Annotated in this window: 20 protein-coding genes and 1 riboswitch; of the genes, 6 read left to right on the forward strand and 14 right to left on the reverse strand. The window is 73.7% G+C overall.

The annotated features are described in order from the left end of the window. Nucleotides 1-38: 38 nt before the first annotated feature. The 3 genes from J3P38_RS03355 (at nucleotide 39) to J3P38_RS03365 (ending at nucleotide 4,806) form a co-directional block, all read left to right on the forward strand. Nucleotides 39-2,771, forward strand: coding sequence for a helix-turn-helix transcriptional regulator (locus tag J3P38_RS03355; RefSeq protein WP_210502674.1), 2,733 nt, complete (start codon nucleotides 39-41; stop codon nucleotides 2,769-2,771). Between the two features lie 118 nt (nucleotides 2,772-2,889). Beyond that, nucleotides 2,890-4,074 (forward strand): methyltransferase domain-containing protein, encoded by a 1,185-nt coding sequence (locus J3P38_RS03360; protein WP_210502675.1) that lies wholly within the window; start codon nucleotides 2,890-2,892, stop codon nucleotides 4,072-4,074. A 156-nt stretch (nucleotides 4,075-4,230) separates the two neighbouring features. After that, nucleotides 4,231-4,806 (forward strand): isochorismatase family protein, encoded by a 576-nt coding sequence (locus tag J3P38_RS03365; RefSeq protein ID WP_210502676.1) that lies wholly within the window; start codon nucleotides 4,231-4,233, stop codon nucleotides 4,804-4,806. 10 nt (nucleotides 4,807-4,816) lie between these two features. Here J3P38_RS03365 and J3P38_RS03370 read toward each other — a convergent pair whose 3' ends face one another. From J3P38_RS03370 to J3P38_RS03380, 3 genes are all read right to left on the reverse strand, one after another. After that, nucleotides 4,817-5,353 (reverse strand): DUF1697 domain-containing protein, encoded by a 537-nt coding sequence (locus tag J3P38_RS03370; protein WP_210502677.1) that lies wholly within the window; start codon nucleotides 5,351-5,353, stop codon nucleotides 4,817-4,819. 20 nt (nucleotides 5,354-5,373) lie between these two features. Then, entirely contained in the window at nucleotides 5,374-6,180 is an 807-nt protein-coding gene (locus tag J3P38_RS03375) for a hypothetical protein (RefSeq protein WP_210502678.1), read from the reverse strand. 105 nt (nucleotides 6,181-6,285) lie between these two features. Continuing rightward, nucleotides 6,286-7,197 carry a LysR family transcriptional regulator ArgP gene (locus tag J3P38_RS03380; RefSeq protein WP_210502679.1) on the reverse strand — a complete coding sequence of 304 codons (912 nt, stop codon included), beginning with the start codon at nucleotides 7,195-7,197 and terminating at the stop codon, nucleotides 6,286-6,288. A 72-nt stretch (nucleotides 7,198-7,269) separates the two neighbouring features. On the opposite strand from J3P38_RS03380, the gene J3P38_RS03385 reads away from it, so the two are divergent. After that, nucleotides 7,270-7,869, forward strand: coding sequence for a LysE/ArgO family amino acid transporter (locus J3P38_RS03385; RefSeq protein ID WP_210502680.1), 600 nt, complete (start codon nucleotides 7,270-7,272; stop codon nucleotides 7,867-7,869). A 15-nt stretch (nucleotides 7,870-7,884) separates the two neighbouring features. Here the strand turns inward: J3P38_RS03385 and J3P38_RS17550 are convergent, their stop codons facing one another. Both J3P38_RS17550 and hppD read right to left on the reverse strand, forming a co-directional pair. After that, nucleotides 7,885-8,682, reverse strand: a complete 798-nt coding sequence (locus J3P38_RS17550; RefSeq protein WP_246855617.1) for a helix-hairpin-helix domain-containing protein — start codon at nucleotides 8,680-8,682, stop codon at nucleotides 7,885-7,887. Between the two features lie 239 nt (nucleotides 8,683-8,921). Then, entirely contained in the window at nucleotides 8,922-10,154 is a 1,233-nt protein-coding gene (hppD, locus tag J3P38_RS03395; protein ID WP_246855618.1) for a 4-hydroxyphenylpyruvate dioxygenase, read from the reverse strand. An 83-nt stretch (nucleotides 10,155-10,237) separates the two neighbouring features. Here hppD and J3P38_RS03400 point away from each other — a divergent pair, with 83 nt between their 5' ends. Further along, nucleotides 10,238-10,735 (forward strand): Lrp/AsnC family transcriptional regulator, encoded by a 498-nt coding sequence (locus J3P38_RS03400; RefSeq protein ID WP_210438444.1) that lies wholly within the window; start codon nucleotides 10,238-10,240, stop codon nucleotides 10,733-10,735. Here the strand turns inward: J3P38_RS03400 and J3P38_RS03405 are convergent. The 6 genes from J3P38_RS03405 to J3P38_RS03430 all read right to left on the reverse strand — a co-directional run bounded on the left by J3P38_RS03405 (nucleotide 10,723) and on the right by J3P38_RS03430 (nucleotide 15,615). Beyond that, nucleotides 10,723-11,676, reverse strand: a complete 954-nt coding sequence (locus J3P38_RS03405; protein WP_210502681.1) for a trypsin-like serine protease — start codon at nucleotides 11,674-11,676, stop codon at nucleotides 10,723-10,725. The two genes, J3P38_RS03400 and J3P38_RS03405, sit on opposite strands and share 13 nt — an antisense overlap. A 92-nt stretch (nucleotides 11,677-11,768) precedes the next feature. Continuing rightward, on the reverse strand, nucleotides 11,769-12,404 hold the full coding sequence (locus J3P38_RS03410) for an IclR family transcriptional regulator (RefSeq protein ID WP_210502682.1): 636 nt from the start codon (nucleotides 12,402-12,404) through the stop codon (nucleotides 11,769-11,771). Nucleotides 12,405-12,422: 18 nt separating this feature from the next. After that, nucleotides 12,423-14,201 (reverse strand): DEAD/DEAH box helicase, encoded by a 1,779-nt coding sequence (locus tag J3P38_RS03415; RefSeq protein ID WP_210502683.1) that lies wholly within the window; start codon nucleotides 14,199-14,201, stop codon nucleotides 12,423-12,425. Continuing rightward, complete coding sequence (locus J3P38_RS03420; protein ID WP_210438448.1) at nucleotides 14,198-14,479, reverse strand: DUF3039 domain-containing protein; 282 nt, start codon at nucleotides 14,477-14,479, stop codon at nucleotides 14,198-14,200. Before J3P38_RS03420 ends, J3P38_RS03415 begins: the two co-directional genes overlap by 4 nt. Nucleotides 14,480-14,502: 23 nt before the next feature. Next, on the reverse strand, nucleotides 14,503-15,057 hold the full coding sequence (locus tag J3P38_RS03425) for a YqgE/AlgH family protein (protein WP_210502684.1): 555 nt from the start codon (nucleotides 15,055-15,057) through the stop codon (nucleotides 14,503-14,505). 33 nt (nucleotides 15,058-15,090) lie between these two features. Beyond that, a complete protein-coding gene (locus J3P38_RS03430; RefSeq protein ID WP_210502685.1) occupies nucleotides 15,091-15,615 on the reverse strand; it encodes a hypothetical protein in 525 nt (174 codons plus the stop codon). Nucleotides 15,616-15,748: 133 nt separating this feature from the next. On the opposite strand from J3P38_RS03430, the gene J3P38_RS03435 reads away from it, so the two are divergent. Continuing rightward, nucleotides 15,749-16,390: a TetR/AcrR family transcriptional regulator gene (locus J3P38_RS03435; RefSeq protein ID WP_210438451.1), complete on the forward strand. Its 642-nt coding sequence runs from the start codon at nucleotides 15,749-15,751 to the stop codon at nucleotides 16,388-16,390. Here J3P38_RS03435 and J3P38_RS03440 read toward each other — a convergent pair. From J3P38_RS03440 to fabG, 3 genes are all read right to left on the reverse strand, one after another. Continuing rightward, entirely contained in the window at nucleotides 16,374-17,393 is a 1,020-nt protein-coding gene (locus J3P38_RS03440) for a DUF3048 domain-containing protein (RefSeq protein ID WP_210438452.1), read from the reverse strand. The two genes, J3P38_RS03435 and J3P38_RS03440, sit on opposite strands and share 17 nt — an antisense overlap. A 123-nt stretch (nucleotides 17,394-17,516) precedes the next feature. Then, nucleotides 17,517-18,077 carry a C40 family peptidase gene (locus J3P38_RS03445; RefSeq protein WP_210438453.1) on the reverse strand — a complete coding sequence of 187 codons (561 nt, stop codon included), beginning with the start codon at nucleotides 18,075-18,077 and terminating at the stop codon, nucleotides 17,517-17,519. Between the two features lie 5 nt (nucleotides 18,078-18,082). Beyond that, a riboswitch (cyclic di-AMP (ydaO/yuaA leader) is annotated at nucleotides 18,083-18,280 on the reverse strand. A gap of 60 nt (nucleotides 18,281-18,340) precedes the next feature. Beyond that, a complete protein-coding gene (fabG, locus tag J3P38_RS03450; RefSeq protein WP_210438454.1) occupies nucleotides 18,341-19,108 on the reverse strand; it encodes a 3-oxoacyl-ACP reductase FabG in 768 nt (255 codons plus the stop codon). Between the last annotated feature and the right edge of the window lie 56 nt (nucleotides 19,109-19,164).

A 19,164-nucleotide genomic window follows, 5' to 3' on the forward strand; every position in this document is an offset into this window, starting at 1 on the left:
CGGGTGCTCACCGGGCCGCCAGGTGCCATCATGCCGAGATGGGTCTCGTCGCGCGCGAGCCGGAGCTCGCGGTGATCGCCGACGTGCTCGACCGCGCGCCGGCCGACGTCCGCGCCCTCGTGCTCGTCGGCGAGCCGGGCGTCGGCAAGACCAGCCTGTGGGAGGTCGGCCTTGCCCACGGCAGCGCGCGCGGCATGCGGGTGCTCGTGGCGCGGGCCTCGGCGTCCGAGACCGGCCTGCCGTTCGCCGGGCTGATCGACCTCCTGGACGAGGTGTCCGGCGCGGACCTCGACGACGTGCCGCCGCCCCAGCGGCACGCGCTCGAGGTGGCTCTCTACCGCGCCGACCCCGGGGAGCACCCTCCGACCGACCAGGTGGTGTCGCTGGCCCTGTTGTCGACGCTCCGCTCACTGGCGCGTCGCGAGCACGTGCTGGTCGCGGTGGACGACCTGCAGTGGCTGGACCCGCCCTCGCAGCTCGCCCTGGCGTACGCGTCGCGCCGCCTGCCGGACCACGCGACCCTGCTGCTCGCCCGGCGACCGGGCGCCGCGACGGCCGTCGAGCAGGCGCTGCCCGACGAGCACCTCGGCAGCCTCACCGTCGGCGCGCTGAGCCTGGGCGGCACGAGGCAGCTCCTCGCCGCGAGGCTGGGCCTCCGGCTGCCGCACCACCTGCTCCGCCGCGTCTACGACACCACGCTCGGCAACCCGCTCTTCGCCCTCGAGGTCGGACGCCTGCTGTCGGGGCGGGACCCCGAGCTCGTCGGCGACGACCTGCCCGTCCCGGACGCCGTCGAGGACCTCCTCGGCCTGCGGGTCGCCGACCTGCACCCGGCCGCACGCCGGGTGCTGCTGGCGCTGGCCCTCGCCGCGGACCTCCGGACCGCCCAGGTGGCCGCACTGGCGGGCGCCGACGCCGTCGAGGAGGTCGTGCGGGCGCACGTCGTCCAGGCGCAGGGCGACCGAATCCGTCCGACGCACCCCCTCCTCGCCGAGGCGGCGCGGCGCGCGGCCTCCGCGGACGACGTACGACGCCTGCACGCCGACCTGGCGGCCATCGTGTCCGACGACCAGCGACAGGTGCTGCACCTGGCCCTCGCCGCGACCGGGCCGGACCGCCGGCTGGCCGCACGGCTCGACGCGGCGGTCCGCGGGGCGACCGCCCGCGGGTCGATCCGCCTCGCCGCCGACCTCGCCGGGCACGCGCTGCGGCTCACGCCCGTCTGCGAGCCCGACGCCGCCCGCGTCATGGTGCTGGCCAAGCTCCTGCAGATGGCCGGGGACAAGCACCGGCTCACCGAGCTCCTCGCCCCCCGCGCCGCGTCGCTGCCCGACCGCGCCGACCGGGTGCGCGCGCACGTGCTGCTCACCGGCGGCGTGGTGCACGGCAACGACGACATCCTCCGCCACCTCCAGCAGGCGCTGGACGAGGCCGGCGACGACAGCGGCTTGCGCCTGCGCGTGCTGTGCCACCTCGCCGAGAACGAGGCCGTCATCGAGGTGCGCAACGTCGAGGTCGCCGACCGGAAGGCAGCCGAGGCCGTCGCGGCGTCCGCCGCCGGGTCGGCCGGCGACCAGCGGCTCGCCCTCTACACCCGCGTGTGGACCTCCGCCCTCCGCGGCCGGCCGCTCGACGGGCTCCTCGAGCGCTACGAGGCGCTCGCCAGCGGCTCCACCTACCTCGCCCGCACCCCGGGCCGGGTGGCCGGCCAGCAGCACGTGTGGCGCGGCGAGCCCGGCCCGGCGCGCGCACGGTTCGAGGCCTTCCGGTCGCTCGCCGCCGAGCGCGGCGAGCCGTCCCCGTACGCACTCGCCCGGCTGCACCTGTGCGAGCTGGAGCTGCGCGTGGGCCGGCTCGACGCCGCCGAGGAGCTGCTCGACGAGTGGGCCGCCTCGCTCGACAGCAGCCTGCTCCACTGGCCCATGTACGAGCGGTGCCGCAGCCTGCTGGCCGCCGGGCGGGGCGACGCGGCCCGGGCCCGCGAGTGGGGCGGCCGCGCGGTCGCGCAGGCGGAGGAGATGGGGGTCCGCTGGGACTGGCTCGAGGCGACGCGCGCCCTCGGCGTCGCCGCCCTGCTCGACCACCGGCCCGAGGAGGCCGTCCGGCACCTGCGCACGGTCTGGGCGCACACCCGCCGCGAGGGCGTGCTCGACCCCGGCGCGTTCCCCGCGGCCCCCGACCTCGTCGAGGCGCTCGTCGAGGTCGGCGACCCTGCGGGCGCGCGCGAGGTCGTCGACGTGCTGGCCGAGGCGGCCGACGTGCAGGACCACCCGTGGGCGCGGCTGGCGAGCGGGCGCGGTCGAGCCGCGGTCGCGCTCGCCTCGGGCTGGTCCGACGACGTGGCCGCCGACCTCGCCGGCGTCGCGGCGTCGTACGCCCGGCTCGGGCTGGCGGCCGACGCCGCCCGCACCTGGCTCCTGCTCGGGCGCGCCCAGCGCCGGTCGCGCAAGTGGGGCGCGGCCCGGGAGTCCCTGGGGTGCGCCGTCGGGCTCTACGAGCAGATGGCCGCCCCGGGCTGGGCCGCGGCTGCGCGCGCCGAGCTCGAGCGGGTCGGGGCCCGTCGCCCCGGCGGCGGCCGGCTCACCGCGACCGAGCGACGCGTGGCCGACCTCGCCGCCGACGGCCTGTCGAACAAGGAGATCGCTCGCGTCCTGGTGGTGACGGTGAGCACCGTGGAGTTCCACCTGCGCAACACCTACAGCAAGCTCGGCATCCGGTCGCGGATGGAGCTCGCGCAGGGCCTGGCAGCGCTCGACGAACCGGCACCGTGACAGCCGCCTGACAGCCCCCGGGCCTCCGGCCGCCACCGTCAACTGGGGTTGTCCTCGGGCCAATTCCTCGGGTCCTCCGCGGTTTCGGCGGCCGGGGTGAGCGAGCACCGTGGTGGTCATGGCCGAGTACCTCGTCGAGCTGTACGTCGCTCAGGGAGACCACACCGCCGCCCGGCGCCAGGCCGCGTCCGCGGAGCGGGCCGGCACCGACCTCGCCCGGGAGGGTCGGGCGGTGCGCTACCTGCGGTCGATCTTCGTCCCCGAGGACGAGACGTGCTTCCTGCTCTACGAGGCGGACTCGGCCGACCTGGTCACCGAGGCGGTGGCCCGGGCCGGCTTGCGGCTCGAGCACGTCTCGGCGGCCACCACGTCCGTCGCCGGCGCACAGGAGTCGCCGGACGGCATCACGAAAGGAACCCGCATGACGAGCACCACCAGCACCACCACCAGCACCAGCAGCAGCACGACCAGCACCACCCCGACCGGCACGACCGGCGCCCCCGACCTCGCCGAGCTGCGCGACAAGCAGCAGAAGGTCTGGAGCAGCGGCGACTACAACAAGATCGCCGCCCTCACGGTGCCGGTCTCGGAGCACCTCGTCGACCACGTCGGGGTGTCACCCGGGGACCGCGTCCTCGACGTCGCCACCGGGACCGGGCACGTCGCCCTCGCCGCCGCCCGGCGCTCGGCGGAGGCGGTGGGGATCGACTACGTCCCCGCGCTGCTCGACATCGCCCGGCGCCGCGCCGCCGCCGAGGACCTGGCGGTCGAGCTCACCGAGGCCGACGCCGAGCACCTGCCCTACGACGACGCCTCCTTCGACGTCGTCCTGTCCGCCATCGGCGTCATGTTCGCCGCCGACCACGAGGCCGCAGGCCGCGAGCTGGTCCGCGTCACCCGCCCCGGTGGACGCATCGGCCTCGCGAGCTGGACGCCGGAGGGCTTCGTCGGCGGCATGCTCCGCACGGTCGGCGCACACGTCTCACCGCCGCCCGGGGCGCAGCCCGCCACCAGGTGGGGGACCGAGGAGGTCGTCGCCGGCCTGCTGGGCGACGGCGTGACCGACGTGCGGTCGGTGACGGCCACGGTGCGTCAGCGCTTCGCCGACGCGGCGGCGTTCGCCGACCTGTTCCTCACCTACTACGGTCCGACGTTCTCCGCGGCCGGCCGGCTGGACGAGGAGGGGCGCGCCGCGCTCCGTGCCGACCTGGTCGCGCTGGCCGAGTCCCACGACCGCGGCGAGGGGAGCCGCGGCCTGGTGTGCGACTGGGAGTACCGCATCGTCACGGCGACCCGCCGCTGACGGCGTGGACAGGGATGCCCCCGGCGTCGCACCGACCCGGCCCTCGGGGCCGCGGTCACGAGCAGCCCTCTCGCCGCGAGGCGGGAGGGCTGCTCCCACCGGGGTCCTCGCTCGGCGCCGGTGCGCCCCGCCGTCGCTCCCGGCTAGTCTCGGGACATGGCACGAGCGCTGATCGTGGTCGACGTCCAGAACGACTTCTGCGAGGGCGGGTCGCTCCCGGTCTCCGGCGGCGCCCGCGTCGCCGCCGACGTCAACGACCTCCTGCACCGCTGGCACTCCGGGGCGACCGACGCGCCCGCCTACGACGTCGTGGTCGCCACCAAGGACCACCACGTCGACCCGGGCGCCCACTGGTCGGCCAAGCCGGACTTCGCCGAGTCCTGGCCGGTGCACTGCAAGGTCGGCACGAAGGGCGCCGCGTTCCACCCGAACCTCGACCCGCAGCCCTTCGACGAGGTGTTCTACAAGGGTGAGCACCAAGCGGCGTACTCCGGCTTCGAGGGGCGTACGTCCGGCGGCGAGGCGCTGGCCGACTGGCTGCGTGCGCGCGGGGTGGAGGACGTCGACGTCTGCGGGATCGCCACCGACCACTGCGTCCGCGCGACGGCCCTCGACAGCGCCGGGGAGGGCTTCGTGACCCGCGTGCTCACCGCGCTCTGCGCGGGAGTCGCGGAGGAGACCACGGCCGCGGCGCTCACCGACCTCGCCGGCGCGGGCGTGGAGCTCGCTTGAGGACCCCGGCTCAGCACCACTTCCCGGTGACGGTGCGCAGCACCTTGACCGTGCGCGCGGTGCCCTTGCCCAGGGCCGCGAACTGCTTGGACGACAGCACCTTGGAGGTGTGGATGTCGCCGTCGAGCAGGACGTAGGCGGCCCGCCCGTCGACGACGACCGTCTCGCCCTCGTGCTCGAGCGCGTGGACGGCCTCGACGGCCGCCGCGCTCGGGGCGGCGGAGTAGAGGGTGACGTAGTGCTGGCCCGCCGGGTCGTGCTCGGCGTGCAGCTCCTCGGCGCGGGCGGTGACGGCGGCCAGCTCGTCGGTGGTGAGGACGACCGTGTCCACCTCGAACCCGGCGGCGTCGGCGTACGCCTCCTCCAGCGCCGCCCGGACCTCGGCGACCGAGCCGGCCGGGTGGGTCAGGCGCACGTTGCCGGTGTTGATGTAGGTCTCCACGTCGGTCCCGCCGGCCGCCTCGGTCGCCGCCTTGATGGCGTCCTTGGGAAACTTCCGCTTGGCGCCGAGGTTGATGGCGCGGAGGAAGGCGACGTAGGTGGGCATGGGGAGGAACGTAGGCGGGCTCAGCCCCGCTTGCACTGGCTGGGCGGCGTCACCGCGGGATCGAAGACGAACTTGGGCGGGACGATGGCCGCCTCGTTCTGCGACTCCTTCATCGTCATCGCCCACCAGCCCGCCTTGCGGGTCTGGATGGCGGCGAGCTCGGCCCGGGGGACCTGGGACCACATGGTGAGCACGTCGACGCCGACCTCGATCAGGTGGCCGTGCGGGGTGACCACCGCCCTGGCCTCGACGCCGTTCAGCGCCGGAGGCACGGTCGGGAACAGGCCGCGCGGCATCCCGGTGAGCACGGCCTTGGCGGGCACGCCGACCGCCACGCCCTCGCCCGCGACGCGGACCGCCCGCGCCGCCGTCACCGGCCAGGTCGGGTCGAGGTCGGTCGGCAGCCCCCAGCTGCGAGCCGGGTCGTCGGTGATGTCGGCCCAGCACTCCGCGGCGTTGGGACCCCACGCCTCGCTGTTGAAGTAGGTGCGCCCCGCGACGACGAGGTAGTCCACCTGCTGGAGGTTGCCGTCGATCGCGGAGTCCATCGAGAGCTCGCTGTACCCCGTCGAGGGGCTGAAGCGGCCGTCGAGGTCGAAGATGCGCTTGCCACCGTTGTCGGGGTTCTTGGTGAGCAGCTGGCCGTGCCACTCCACGAGGCCCACCTTCTCGACCTGGGCCATGAGGGCGTCGAGCCGCTCGTCCTCCATGACGACGTGCTCGTCCTGGGTGGAGGCGGCCGTGCCGGAGCCGCCGCAGCCGGTGAGGGCGAGCAGGAGACCAGCGCTGAGGGCGGAGAACCAGGATGCGTTGCGACGTCGTGCCACAGGTGCCTCGATAGGGTCGTGACGAGCTCCGTGCTCGATCTCGCGGGCAGCCTAGGGTCGGCCTCGGGCGCCTGTCCGAGGAATCGGGGATCTCGTCTGCACCCCTCAGCCCGCCATCCAGCGCCGCGCGGCGCCGACCACGGCGTCGGTGAGGTCCCCCACCAGCGACGACCCGAGCCGCCAGTGCTGCCAGTACAGCGGCACCTCCGGACGGCGCCCGGCGACCAGCTCGACGAGGTCGCCGCGCGCCAGCTCGTCGACGACGTCCGACTCCGGGAGCAGCCCCCACCCCATCCCCACGCGGATCGCGCGGTCGAACTCGCGCACCGACGGCACGTACGTCACCGGCGGCGTGAGGTGGCGCCGCGTGACGCGACGGACGAAGTCGTGCTGGAGGGAGTCGTTGCGGTCGAAGGCGACGAGCGGCGCCTCGGCCAGGGTGGCCGACCCGACCCCGTCGGCGAAGTGCTCGGCGTGGAAGTCGCGCGTGGCGACCGCGGCGTACCTCAGCCGGCCGAGCCGCACGACCCGGCAGCCGGGCACCGGCTTCGGCTCGCCGGTGATCGCGGCCACCACCTCGCCGCGCCGCAACCGCTCCGCCGTGCGGGTGTGGTCCTCGCGCACGACCTCGAAGACCACGCGGTGGCGCGACTGCACCTCGGCCAGCGCGTCGACGAACCAGCCGTAGAGCGCGTCGGCGTTGACCGCGATGGGCAGCGAGGCGTACGACGTGCCGCCGCTGTCGTCCTCCTCGACGAGCTCGGCGACCGCCTCCCGCTCCAGCAGCTCGGTCTGCGTGGCGAGCCGGACCAGGACGAGGCCCGCCTCCGTGGGCTCGAGCGGCTTGACCCGGTGGAGCAGGACGCGTCCGACCCGCGTCTCGAGGGCCTTGATGCGCTGGCTCACGGCGGAGGGCGTGACGTGCAGCTCGCGGGCGGCCGCCTCGAAGGTGCCGAGCCGCACCGCGACCGCCAGTGTGCGCAGCGCCACGGGATCGAGCTGGGTGAGGTCTCTCATACTCAGAGATCCTAATGATTCCTCAAAATCCTTCGCTGGATTACAGATCCAACGGGATCTAGCGTGATCTGCATGATCCAGGTCGCACTCACCGGTCTCGTCACCGGGCTCGCCCTCATCGTCGCCATCGGCGCGCAGAACGCGTTCCTCCTGCGCCAGGGGATCCGCGGCGAGCAGGTGCTGCCCATCGTGCTGACGTGCCTGGTCTCCGACGTGGTCGCCATCACCGCCGGCGTCGCAGGACTCGGCGTCGTGCTCGAGCGGTGGCCCGCGGTGCTGCCCGTCGCCCAGCTGCTCGGCGGGCTGTACCTGATCGCCTTCGGCGTGCACGCCGCGATGCGGGCGTGGCGGCCGGGCGCGCTCGAGGCCGGCGAGGGCACGGCCCTCACCCCGGGCCGGGCCGTGCTCGTGACGCTGGCGCTGACCTGGCTGAACCCGCACTTCTACCTCGACGCCGTGCTGATGCTCGGCACGGTCGCCAACAGCTTCGGCCCCGACCGCTGGTGGTTCCTCGCCGGCACGCTGGCCGCGAGCCTCGCGTGGTTCTTCGGCCTCGGCTACGGCGCCCGGCTGCTGCGCGGCCTGTTCGCCCGCCCGCACGCGTGGCGCGTGCTGGACTCGGCCATCGCCGTCGTGATGGGCACGCTCGGCGTGGGGCTCATCGCCCACTGAGCGCCCCGGCGGGCGCTACTCCCCCGCGTAGGCGAGGCCGCGCTCGGCCATCGCCTCGCGCAGTCGGGTGAGGGCGATCGGGCCGACGCCGTGCATGGCGGCGAGCTGGTCGGCGGAGTACGACGTCAGGTCCTCGAGGGTGCTCACCCCCGCCTCGCGGAGCGCGCGAGTGGCCGGCGCGCCGATGGTGCGCGGCAACGGGGTCCCGTCCTGCCGCGGCGCCCGGTCGCGGGGCGCCGGCAGCCCGGCGTCGACGACGGCCTCGCCACGCGGCGAGAGCAGGTAGCCGATGGCGAGGGACTCGGTGAGGCCGAGGTCCTTGAGCTTGCGGACGTCCTTCTTGAAGTCGGCCGTCTCCCGACCCGCACGCGCCGCCAGGTCGGGTGCGCGGACCGTCGGGTTCAGGTCGATCAGGTCGAGCGTCTCGCGCGTCCACGGTCCGTGCGGGGACGCCGCGTCGAGCCGGTCGAGGCGTGCGTTGATGGCCGCGATCTCGTCGGCGTCCGGCACGGACTCGCGCAGCGCCTCGCGCGGGTCGGGACCGGCGTACGTCAGCCCGATCCGCCACGCGGGCTCGGACGAGCGGGCCGCGAGGGCCTCCTTGAGCGCCGCGAGCGAGGGGGCGCCGGCCCGGCGGGCGTCCTCCGCGCGCAGGCCGGACACGCTGACCTGCTCGAGCGAGGTCACCTCGACGACGCCGACGGCGGTGCGCATCCGGGTGCCGACCACGACGCGCGGCCTGGCCCACCGGCGGAACGCGAGGTCGATCGTGCCGGCCTTGATCGCTGCCAGCTCGGCCGGGCGGATCATCATGGCCCCAGCCTGCCAGAGCGCGACCGAGCGGTGAGTGAGGCAGGTTCTGCGGCCGCAGAACGTGCCTCACGCACCGCTGGTGCCATGGACGCGGGGTGAGGTCCGGCAATCCCCCGCTCAAGCGGGGGATTGCGAACATCCGGGGGTCTGCACGCCACCGGAAGTTCGCAGAACCCTCGGCAAGTCGGCCCGACGGAGCCCGGGGAGCCCGAGGAGCCGCCCTGGACACCCGGCGTACGTCAGAGGTTCCCGCGCTTCTCCTGCTCGCGCTCGATCGCCTCGAAGAGCGCCTTGAAGTTGCCCTTGCCGAAGCCGAGCGAGCCGTGGCGCTCGATCAGCTCGAAGAACACCGTCGGCCGGTCGCCCAGGGGCTTGGTGAAGATCTGGAGCAGGTAGCCGTCCTCGTCACGGTCGACGAGGATGCCCCGCTTCTGCAGCTCCTCGATGGGCACGCGCACCTCGCCGATGCGGGCGCGCAGCTCGGGGTCGGAGTAGTAGGAGTCCGGGGTGTTGAGGAACTCCACGCCGTTCGCGCGCAGCGCGTCGACGGTCGCGATGATGTCGCCGGTGGCGAGCGCGAGGTGCTGGGCGCCGGGACCGCGGTAGAACTCCAGGTACTCGTCGATCTGCGACTTCTTCTTCGCCACCGCCGGCTCGTTGAGCGGGAACTTCACCCGGTGGTTGCCGTTGGCGACGACCTTCGACATGAGGGCGGAGTAGTCGGTGGCGATGTCGTCGCCGATGAACTCGGCCATGTTCACGAAGCCCATGACCCGGTTGTAGAAGCCGACCCACTCGTCCATCCGGCCCAGCTCGACGTTGCCGACGATGTGGTCGAGGGCCTGGAACAGCCGCTTGGGCTGGCCCTCGCGCTTGTGCCAGCGCGGCTCGACGGCCACGTAGCCGGGCAGGTACGGGCCGGCGTACGTCACGCCGTCGACCGTGCGCTGCACGAGCGTGTGCCGGGTCTCGCCGTACGTCGCGATCGCGGCGATGCGGACCGAGCCGTGCTCGTCGCTGACGGTCTCCGGCTCGCGGAGCACCGTCGCGCCGGCCCTCCGGGCCTGGGCGATGCACTGGTCGACGTCGGGGACCTCGAGCGCGATGTCGACGACGCCGTCGCCGTGCCGGGCGTGGTGGGCGATCAGGTCGCTGTCGGGCGACACGGCGCCGCTGACGACGAACTTGATCGAGCCGGACTTCAGCACGAACGACTTGTGGTCGCGGTTGCCGTTCTCCGGACCCGAGTAGGCGATGAGGTCCATGCCCCACGCCGAGGCGTAGTAGTGGGCGGCCTGCGTCGCGTTGCCGACCACGAAGCAGATGGCGTCCCACCCCGTCACCGGGAACGGGTCGGCGTCGGCGTCGTACTCCACGAGCCCGACGAGCTGCCGCAGCTGCTCGAGGGACAGGTCGGCCTTCATCTCGTCCACGGTCAGGGCGCCACCGGTCGAGGCGATGTCAGTCGTCATGCGGCTCAGCCTCCCAACGCCCGGGCAAGGTGTGCAACAGTACGACGAAACGTTGGGCAGATTGCACAACAGGAGGGCTGGTCATGGACGAGATCGACGGCAAGGTGATCGACCTGTTCGCCAGCGAGCCCAGGCTCGGCGTGCTGGAGGCGAGCCGCCGGCTCGGCATCGCCCGCGGGACGGTGCAGGCCCGCCTCGACAAGCTCGCCGCGGCCGGGGTGATCACCGGCTGGGGTCCCGACCTCTCACCGGAGGCGATCGGCTTCCCGGTGACCGCCTTCCTCACCCTCGAGATCCGGCAGGGCTCGGCCCAGCGCGGCGGGCACGACGCCGTCGCCGCGCACCTCGAGGCGATCCCCGAGGTGCTCGAGGCCTACACGATCACCGGCGCGGGCGACATGTGGGCGAGGGTCGTCGCCCGTTCCAACGCCGACCTCCAGCGGGTGATCGACCTGGTGCTGACCGACCCGGGCATCGACCGCTCCACCACCGTCATCGCGCTGGCGACGCAGATCCCCTACCGGGTGGTGCCCCTGGCGCGGGCCGCCGTGCGGCCCGCGCCGGAGCGTCAGGACCCGTAGGCGCCCGCCGGGTCGGCGAGGAACGCGAGGTCGTCGGGCTGGTCGATGCGATAGCTGCCGCTGGCGTTGCAGTTGTAGTTCATCCCGAACGACGTCACGGCGACGATGATGTTCTCGTCGGCGATCTCCGGGGTGGTGATGTCGAACGTCGGTCCGCCGGAGTCACCGAAGCAGGTGCCGCCGGTCGTCCCGCCGCCGCGGTGGGAGAACATCACCGCGATGTCGCGGTAGCCGTAGGCCCCGCGGAGGCTGACCAGCCTGCGGTCGGCCTTGCGCCGGGTGTCCCCGCCGAACGAGAACTTCGGCCCGCTGTCCTCGAGCCCGTAGCCGACGCTCTCGAACAGCCCGCGCTGCCGGTCGCTGCCGGCGTAGCGGTCGAGGTAGTCCTCCTCCGGGAGGGACCCGTACTCGGGCAGCACGATCGGCTCGCTGAGCTCCACGACGCCGAGGTCGTGCAGGAGGAACGCCGCGTCGACGTACTCCGGGTGGGTGTACGTCGCGCTCGCCTCGTGCCACGTGGGGCTGGCGTCGAGCGCGGCCGACCAGTCGGCGTACCGCTCGGCGTTGCGGTCGGGCACGTAGCCCGCGCTCGGGTCGAGGATCGAGTAGTCGGGCGCCTCCTCCACCGAGAACCAGACGTCGGTGCCGCCGTGCAGCGGGTCCGCCGGGGCCTCGCCGTCCACACCGACGGCGTACGTGCAGTGTCCTGCGGTCACGACCGTGTCGGCGTCGATGAGGGTGCCGGTGCAGTTGAACCAGCCGCCCGGGTCGTCGAACCGCGGGTCGACGGCGTCCGGGACGTAGAACAGCAGCTGGCCGACGTAGGGGTGCTCCCCTGCGTCGGGGGCGCCGCCGACGATGGCGGAGGCGGGCAGCGCGGGGGCCAGGAGTGCGGCGGTCGCGAGGCCGGCGACCGCGAGCCGACCGATACGGACAGTCATGCGGGTGCTCCTTGCTGACGGGGGGTTGGTCCTCCTCAGTCAGCGCGCCCGGGCACCGGCACGTCAATCCCCCGTGGGGGTGGACCGCCGACTCACCGAAGCCGGTCGGCGACGGCCGCCGCCGCGGCGATCACCTGCGGCGCGACCACCTCCTCGTCGATCGCCCCGTCGAGCGTCACGATCCCCACGCTCGCCCGCAGGCCGTCGACGCCGCGCACCGGGGCGGCCAGCCCGCGGGCACCGGACTGCAGCTCGCCGCTCGTGACGGCGTACGCCGTGTCCTCCACCTCGCGCAGGCCGATCGCCTTGCCGGCAGCGCCCTGCGTGAGCGGGTGACGCGCCCCGACCCGGTGGGACACGTGGAAGTCGGTCCACGTCGGCTCGACGACCGCCAGTGCCAGCGCCTCGTCGCCGTCGGCGACCGTGAGGTGCGCCGTGGAGCCGAGGGCCTCGGCCAGCTGGCGCAGCACCGGCATCGCGAGGTCGCGCAGCAGCGGCTGGACGCCGCTGGCCAGGTGCAGCACGCCGAGCCCGACGAAGAGCCGCGACCGGGCGTCGCGGCGGACCAGCCCGTGCTGCTCCAGCGTGCTGATCAACCGGTACACGACCGTGCGGTTGACCTCGAGGCGGTGCGACAGCTCGGTGACGGTCAGGCCCTCCGGGCTCTCCGCGAGCACCCGCAGCACCCGCAGGCCCCGGTCGAGCGTCTGCGAGGTCTCGGCGGGCACCGGACCAATCTAGGGCGCTCAGCCCGACTGGCGCACCGCCCACTCGCGGATCCGGTTGATCCGCTCGTGCAGCTGCTCGGCGCTGGCCACGGCGGCGGGCGGGCCGCCGCACTCCTTGCGCAGCGCGTTGTGGGTGACCCCGTGGGCCTGACCGGTGCGGTGGTGCCAGGCCGCGACCAGTCCGTTGAGCTCGCGACGCAGGACGCCGAGCTGCTGGTGGGTGCTCAGCTGCTCCACGGAGTCGACGACGCGGTCGCCGCCCCCGTCGGAGCGCTGCTTGCGCGCCCGCTCGCTCTGGCGGGAGTGCAGCAGCTCGCGCACCTGGTCGGGCTCGAGCAGGCCCGGGATGCCGAGGAAGTCCATCTCCTCCTCCGACCCCACGTGCACCTCGCCGGAGTGGCCGAACTGCGCTCCCTCGTAGAGCACGTGGTCGAACGACGCCGTCGAGCCGAGCGCCTCCCACGACATCTCGAGCTCGTCGGAGGCCGACTCCCCCTGCTGCGCCTGCGCGAGCAGCTCGTCCTCGGCGGCGAAGATGTCGTCCTCGTCCCGGACCCGGCGGCCCAGCACGTGGTCGCGCTGCGCCTCCATGTCGGAGGCGAACTCGAGCAGGTGCGGCACGGACGGCAGGAACACCGACGCGGTCTCGCCGCGCGACCGGGCGCGGACGAAGCGGCCGACGGCCTGCGCGAAGAAGAGCGGCGTCGACACGGTCGTGGCCCACACGCCGACCGCGAGGCGTGGCACGTCGACGCCCTCGGAGACCATCCGCACGGCGACCATCCAGCGGTCGTCGGAGGCGGTGAACTTCTCGATCTTCTTCGAGGAGCCCTTCTCGTCGGAGAGCACGACCGTCGGCGCCTCGCCGGTGATCTTCCTGAGCAGCGCCGCGTAGGCACGCGCGGAGTCCTGGTCGCCGGCGATCACCAGCCCGCCGGCGTCGGGCACGTGACGGCGTACCTCCGACAGGCGCTTGTCCGCGGCCTCCAGCACCGCCGGGATCCAGGACCCCCGCGGGTCGAGCGCCGTGCGCAGCGCCTGGGCGTGCATGTCCTTGGTGAGCGGCTCGCCCAGCCGGGCCACCACCTCGTCACCCGCGCGGGTGCGCCACTGCATCTCGCCGGAGTAGGCCATGAAGAGCACCGGCCGCACGACGTGGTCGGCGAGGGCGTGGGCGTAGCCGTAGGTGTAGTCGGCCGCGGACACGGGGATGCCGTCGTCGCCCGGGGCGTAGCTGACGAACGGGATCGGGTTGATGTCGGAGCGGAACGGCGTGCCGGTGAGCGCGAGCCGCCGGGTCGCCGGGTCGAACGCCTCGCGCACGCCCTCGCCCCACGACAGCGCGTCGCCGGCGTGGTGGATCTCGTCGAGGATCACCAGCGTCTTGAACCGCTCGGTGCGGATCCGCATCGCCAGCGAGTTGACCGCGACGCCGGCGTAGGTCACCGCGATGCCGACGTAGTCGTCCGACGTCTTGCCCTTGCCGGCCGAGTAGGTGGGGTCGATCGGGATGCCCGCGCGGGCGGCGGCCTCGGCCCACTGCGTCTTGAGGTGCTCGGTCGGGGCGACGACGGTGATCCGGTCGACGACGCGGCGGCCGAGCAGGTCGGCCGCGACCGTGAGGGCGAAGGTCGTCTTGCCGGCGCCGGGCGTGGCCACCGCGAGGAAGTCGCGGGGCTGGCGCGACCGGTAGAGGTCCACCGCCGCCTGCTGCCAGGCGCGCAGGGAGGGCGCGGTGCCCCAGGCGGCCCGGTCGGGCCACGCGGGGGGCAGCGGCGCCTCGGGGCGCCCCGTCACGCGTCGGAGCCCGAGCCGTCGGAGCCGGAGCCCTCCCCCGGCTTCATCGACTCCCAGATCTCCTTGCACTCCGGGCACACCGGGTACTTCTCGGGGGCGCGCGAGGGGACCCACACCTTGCCGCACAGGGCGATGACGGGCGTGCCCATCACCATCGCCTCGGTGAGCTTGTCCTTCGGCACGTAGTGCGAGAACCGCTCGTGGTCACCCTCGTCGGTGGGCACCGTCTGACGCTCTTCGACGGTCTGCGTGCCGGGCGAGAATCCGATGGTGCTCATGATGGACAAGCCTAACGCCGGAGTCAGTTGAGGTCGGGATCGACGGGCCTGTTGACGTGCCAGGCGAGCATGCCGGGCTGGCGTCGCATGACGTCGCGCCACAGGCCGTCGGGATCGCCGCGGAAGGCGTCGGCGGCCTCGCTGCTGACGACGTACCAGCTGCCCTCCTCGACCTCCCCGGCGAGCTGGCCGGCGCCCCACCCGGCGTAGCCGGCGAAGACCCGCATCGCCGCGAGGGACCCGTCCACGAGCTCCGTCGGGGTGTCGAGGTCGACCATGCCCAGCACGCTGGTCACCGGACGCCACCCGACGGGCGGCTCGTCCGGGTCGCGCAGCCGGGCCACGGCCAGGGCGCCGTCGGTGCCGACCGGTCCGCCGCGGAAGAGCACCTCCGGCTCCACCACGACGTCGCGCCACGGCTCGAGGACGTCGGCCACGAGGACCTGCGTGGGACGGTTGAGCACCACGCCGAGGGCTCCCTCGTCGTTCACGTCGAGCAGCAGCACGACCGTCTCGACGAAGTTGGGGTCCTGCAGTGCCGGTGTCGCCACCAGCAGCATCCCCGAAGCCAGCTGCATGCCTCCACTATGGCAGGCCCGCGGGTACGCCGCTCAGGCCGCGAGCACCGCCTTCAGCCGCTGCACCAGCGACGGCGCCGGAGCCTGCCGCGGCACGGCACCCGGGACGTACGACGCGCGGGCGGCGGACTCGATCGCCCGACCCGCGCGGCGGGCGGCGTCGCCGGGCGCGCTGGCACGTCCGGCCATGAGGGCGAGCAGCTCGTGCTCCTTGCCCGCGGCGATCGCGGTCGTGCGGGCCATCTCGGGACTGCTCGGGTGCGCGACGTGGTGGTCGATGACGGCGCGGACGCCGGGCATGTCCTCGGCGGCCCGCCGCCACGCGACGGCGACGGCTCGAGGGAGGTCGAGGGGCTGGTCGGCCAGCTCGCGCTCGATCCGGCCGGCGAGGCGGGTGTGCCAGCGCAGCTGCAGGGCTCCGAGCAGCGTGACGTCGTCACCGAAGGTCTCGGCGACGCCGGCCACGTCCATCGGCAGACGGCCGTCGAGGCGGCTGTCGGCGGTGCGGATTACCTCGCGCAGCACGTCCGCGCGGCGGTGGTGGGACGTCCAGGTCATGGCGGTCTCCTTCTGTACATACCGACGGTACGTACCTTCAGTATGCCGCAGCCGCGCCGCTCCGCACAGTCCTCCACGCGTGAGGCCGGTCACCTAGGCTGCGCCCCATGACCGTCGACGGAGCACGCACGTGATGGCCCGCCGCCAGCGCTGGCCGGACTCGACCAAGCGCGCGCTGGTCGACGTGGCCGAGCGGCTCTTCACCGAGCACGGCTACTCCGCGACGTCCCTCGACGCCATCGTCGCGGGTGCCGACGTCACCAAGGGCGCGCTCTACCACCACTTCAGCGGCAAGCAGGCGATCTTCGAGGCCGCCTTCGAGCGCGTGGAGTCGCGAGCCACGGCCGGGATCGCCCGGGCCACCGAGGGGCACCGCGACCCGTGGTTGAAGGCGCAGGCGGGGCTGCGTGCCTTCCTCGGGGCCGTGCAGGAGCCGGGCTACCGGCAGATCGTGATCTCCGACGGGCCGTCGGTGCTGGGCCACGAGCGCTACCGCGAGCGCGAGGAGCGCTCCACCTACGCGATCGTCGACGAGATCGTGCGGTCCGCGCTGGGCGGCGGCGACTGGGACCTCGACGACGCCATGCTCGACACGTTCACGCGCATCTTCTTCGGCGCGATGTCCGCCGCCGGCGGCGCCGTCGCCGTCAGCGAGGACCCGGCAGCGGCCGCGCTGCGGGTCGAGGCCGCCATCGGCTTCGTCCTCGCCGGCCTCCAGCGGTTGCTGGAGGAGGGAGTCGGCTCGCCCGACCCGGGTGCTACTTCGCGAACGTGACGTTGCCGTTGACGGCCGGCACCAGCTCGACCCAGACGTGCCCGGCGGGCACGGCCAGGTCGCCGTCCTTGGTCGAGAGCTCGAGCGCACCCTTCAGCCCGTCCTTGCTCCAGGTGCCGCGCACGACGCGCCCACCGTGGAACAGCAGCGCGGCGCCCCTGCCCTCGAACTTCGTCTCGGGCACGGGGTAGCCGGCGGGGTCGCGGTACCCGGCGTCGCCGACCTTGACCCGCAGCACGAGCACGGAGTCGGCGGGGAACTGGTCGCCCTGCGCGGCGTAGGAGTCGGTGTTGACGTACCCCCCGCCCTGGAACTGCCAGCTGGTGGAGTGGGCGCCGAAGTCGGCGGTGAGGCTGCGCGCCTTGGCGCCCCGGGGCAGGTCGGCGGCGGTGCCCCACGGCAGGTACGGCGGCGGCTCCTCGTCGGCCTCGAGGCGCTTGGCGATGTCACCGAGCCGGGCGAACAGGTTGTAGGGCGCCGAGCGCGAGGTCTCGCGGTAGACGCCCGCGTCGCCCTCGGTGATCCAGGGGATCCCGGCGCCCTTGATGCGCTTGATGGTGATCGGGGCGGCGCCGCTGGTCACGACCGTCGCCCCCTCGGGCACGATGCCGATGTCGCTGGCGCGCATGGAGCGGACCGGACCGATGTCGGCGGGCACCTTGGAGTAGTAGAACGCCGCCAGGCGGGTGTAGCCGCCCTCGACGAGCTCCTCCACGACCAGGTCGGCCGACCCGAGGCCCACCTGCGGGGCGCTGGAGGAGGTGTTGTCGACCTTGGTGACGATCACGGGGTGCTCGGGGGCGTCGCCCTTGCGCTCGAGCCCGGTCAACGGCCAGTACGTCGGCTCCGGCGCCTCCGTGGTCTCCGACGTGGTCGGCTCGGGGGACCCGGAGGCGCTCGGCTCCTCGGCGTCGCCTCCGCTGCAGCCGGCGAGGAGCAGCGAGGCCGCGACCAGCGCGGCGGCGACTGCCCGGGACGAGGAGGGGCGAAGGGGGTGACGCACGGGAACTCCGATCGAGCGGGAACAGCAGGGGGATGTGCCTCGAGTGTGGCGGCGCGCCCTCCCCGATGGGAGAAGGCGCGCCACAGGGTAGATCAGCAGGCTCTGCCTACCAGCTTCGGCCGATCACCCACGCCGGAGCGTTCCGCCGAACCACTGGGAGGTCCACGGGACGGCCACCCGCACCCGCTGCCCGGAGCCCGGGGAGTGCACCATGACCGCGTGGCCGCGCTCCCAGCGCAGGAACACCGCGGCGTGGTAGACGCCGCCGCTGCCGTGGAAGAACATCAGGTCGCCCGCGCGCATGTCCTTCTTCGCCACGCGCCGCGTGAAGCCGGCCTGGGCCGCCGACGTGCGGGGCACGGGGAAGCCGGCGCGACGGTAGCTGTAGTAGACGAGCCCGGAGCAGTCGAACCGGTTCGGCCCGGTGGCGCCGTAGCCGTACCAGTCGCCGCGCTGGCGCAGCGCGGTGTCGCGGGCGCCGAGGACGCGGGCGGCGACGCGGCGACTGGCGGCGCGGCGGTCGGTGGTCGTCGAGGACGTCCGCTCCGAGGTCCGCTCCGACGTCGTCGGGGAGGACTGGGAGCCGGCGGCGGTGGCGGGCAGCGCCGTCAGGGTCGAGGCGGTGAGGCCCAGTCCGGCGAGGGCGAGCGCGCAGGCTCGCGCCGTGCGAGAGGTCGCAGGCATGAGTGTGTGTTCCTTTCCCACGCCTGTGAGGTGAGCTGTCGGGTTGGGGCTGGAAGGTGCCCCGCCGCCTGCACGGCGACTTCACCCCGAGCCGGCGCGTGCAGTGCTGCACGAACCGGCAGTGGAACCTGTGGGTCCCCCACTCCTGCCCTCGAAGATGTCGGGGGTCGCCCCGGGCGGGCAGGACTCGGCGTTGTCCCGGGGCGGGTGGTGCTGATCGTCGAGCACCGTAGGCACATCACCGCGCCGGGATCAAACCGCGGTCAGCCGAGCTTGCGTCCTCCGTCCACGTAGAGCGTCTGGCCTGTGATGAACGACGCTTCGTCGCTGCACAGGAACGCCGCCGCGGCGGCGATGTCCTCCGGCTGGCCCACCCGGCGGACGGGGGTCGCCTCGGCGTTGAGGCGCTGCAGCTCCTCGGGCTCCATCTTGAGCCGGCGCGCGGTCGCGTCGGTCATCTCGGTGGCGATGAAGCCGGGGGCGATCGCGTTGGCGGTGATGCCGAAGGGGCCGAGCTCGATGCCGAGGGTGCGGGTCAGCCCCTGGATGCCCATCTTGGCGGCGGAGTAGTTGGCCTGGCCGCGGTTGCCGAGCGCGGAGACGCTGGAGAGGTTGAGGATCTTGCCGTACCTCTGCTCCACGAACCGCGACTGCGCCGCCTTGGTCATGTTGAACACGCCCTTGAGGTGCACGCCCATGACCAGGTCCCAGTCCTCCTCGGTCATCTTGAAGAGCAGGTTGTCGCGGGTGATGCCGGCGTTGTTGACCAGCACGTGGATGCCGCCCAGCTCCTCGACCACGCGCTGGACGGCGGCCTCGGCCGCGGCGGCGTCGACGACGTCGCACGCGACGCCGATCGCCCGCGCACCCTCGACCAGCTCGAGCCGGCCCGCAGCCTCCTGTGCCGCCGCCTCGTCGAGGTCGAGGACGGCGATCGACGCGCCCTCGCTGGCCAGGCGCTGGGCGATGCCGAAGCCGATGCCTCGCGCTGCTCCGGTGATGGCGGCGACGCGCCGGTCGAAACGACCCATGTCGGTGACTCCTCAGGCTCGGTGCTGGTCCTCCCGGGAGACTAGTGGTCGCTGCT

Source organism: Nocardioides xinjiangensis (genome assembly GCF_017916455.1).
GTDB lineage: Bacteria > Actinomycetota > Actinomycetes > Propionibacteriales > Nocardioidaceae > Nocardioides > Nocardioides xinjiangensis.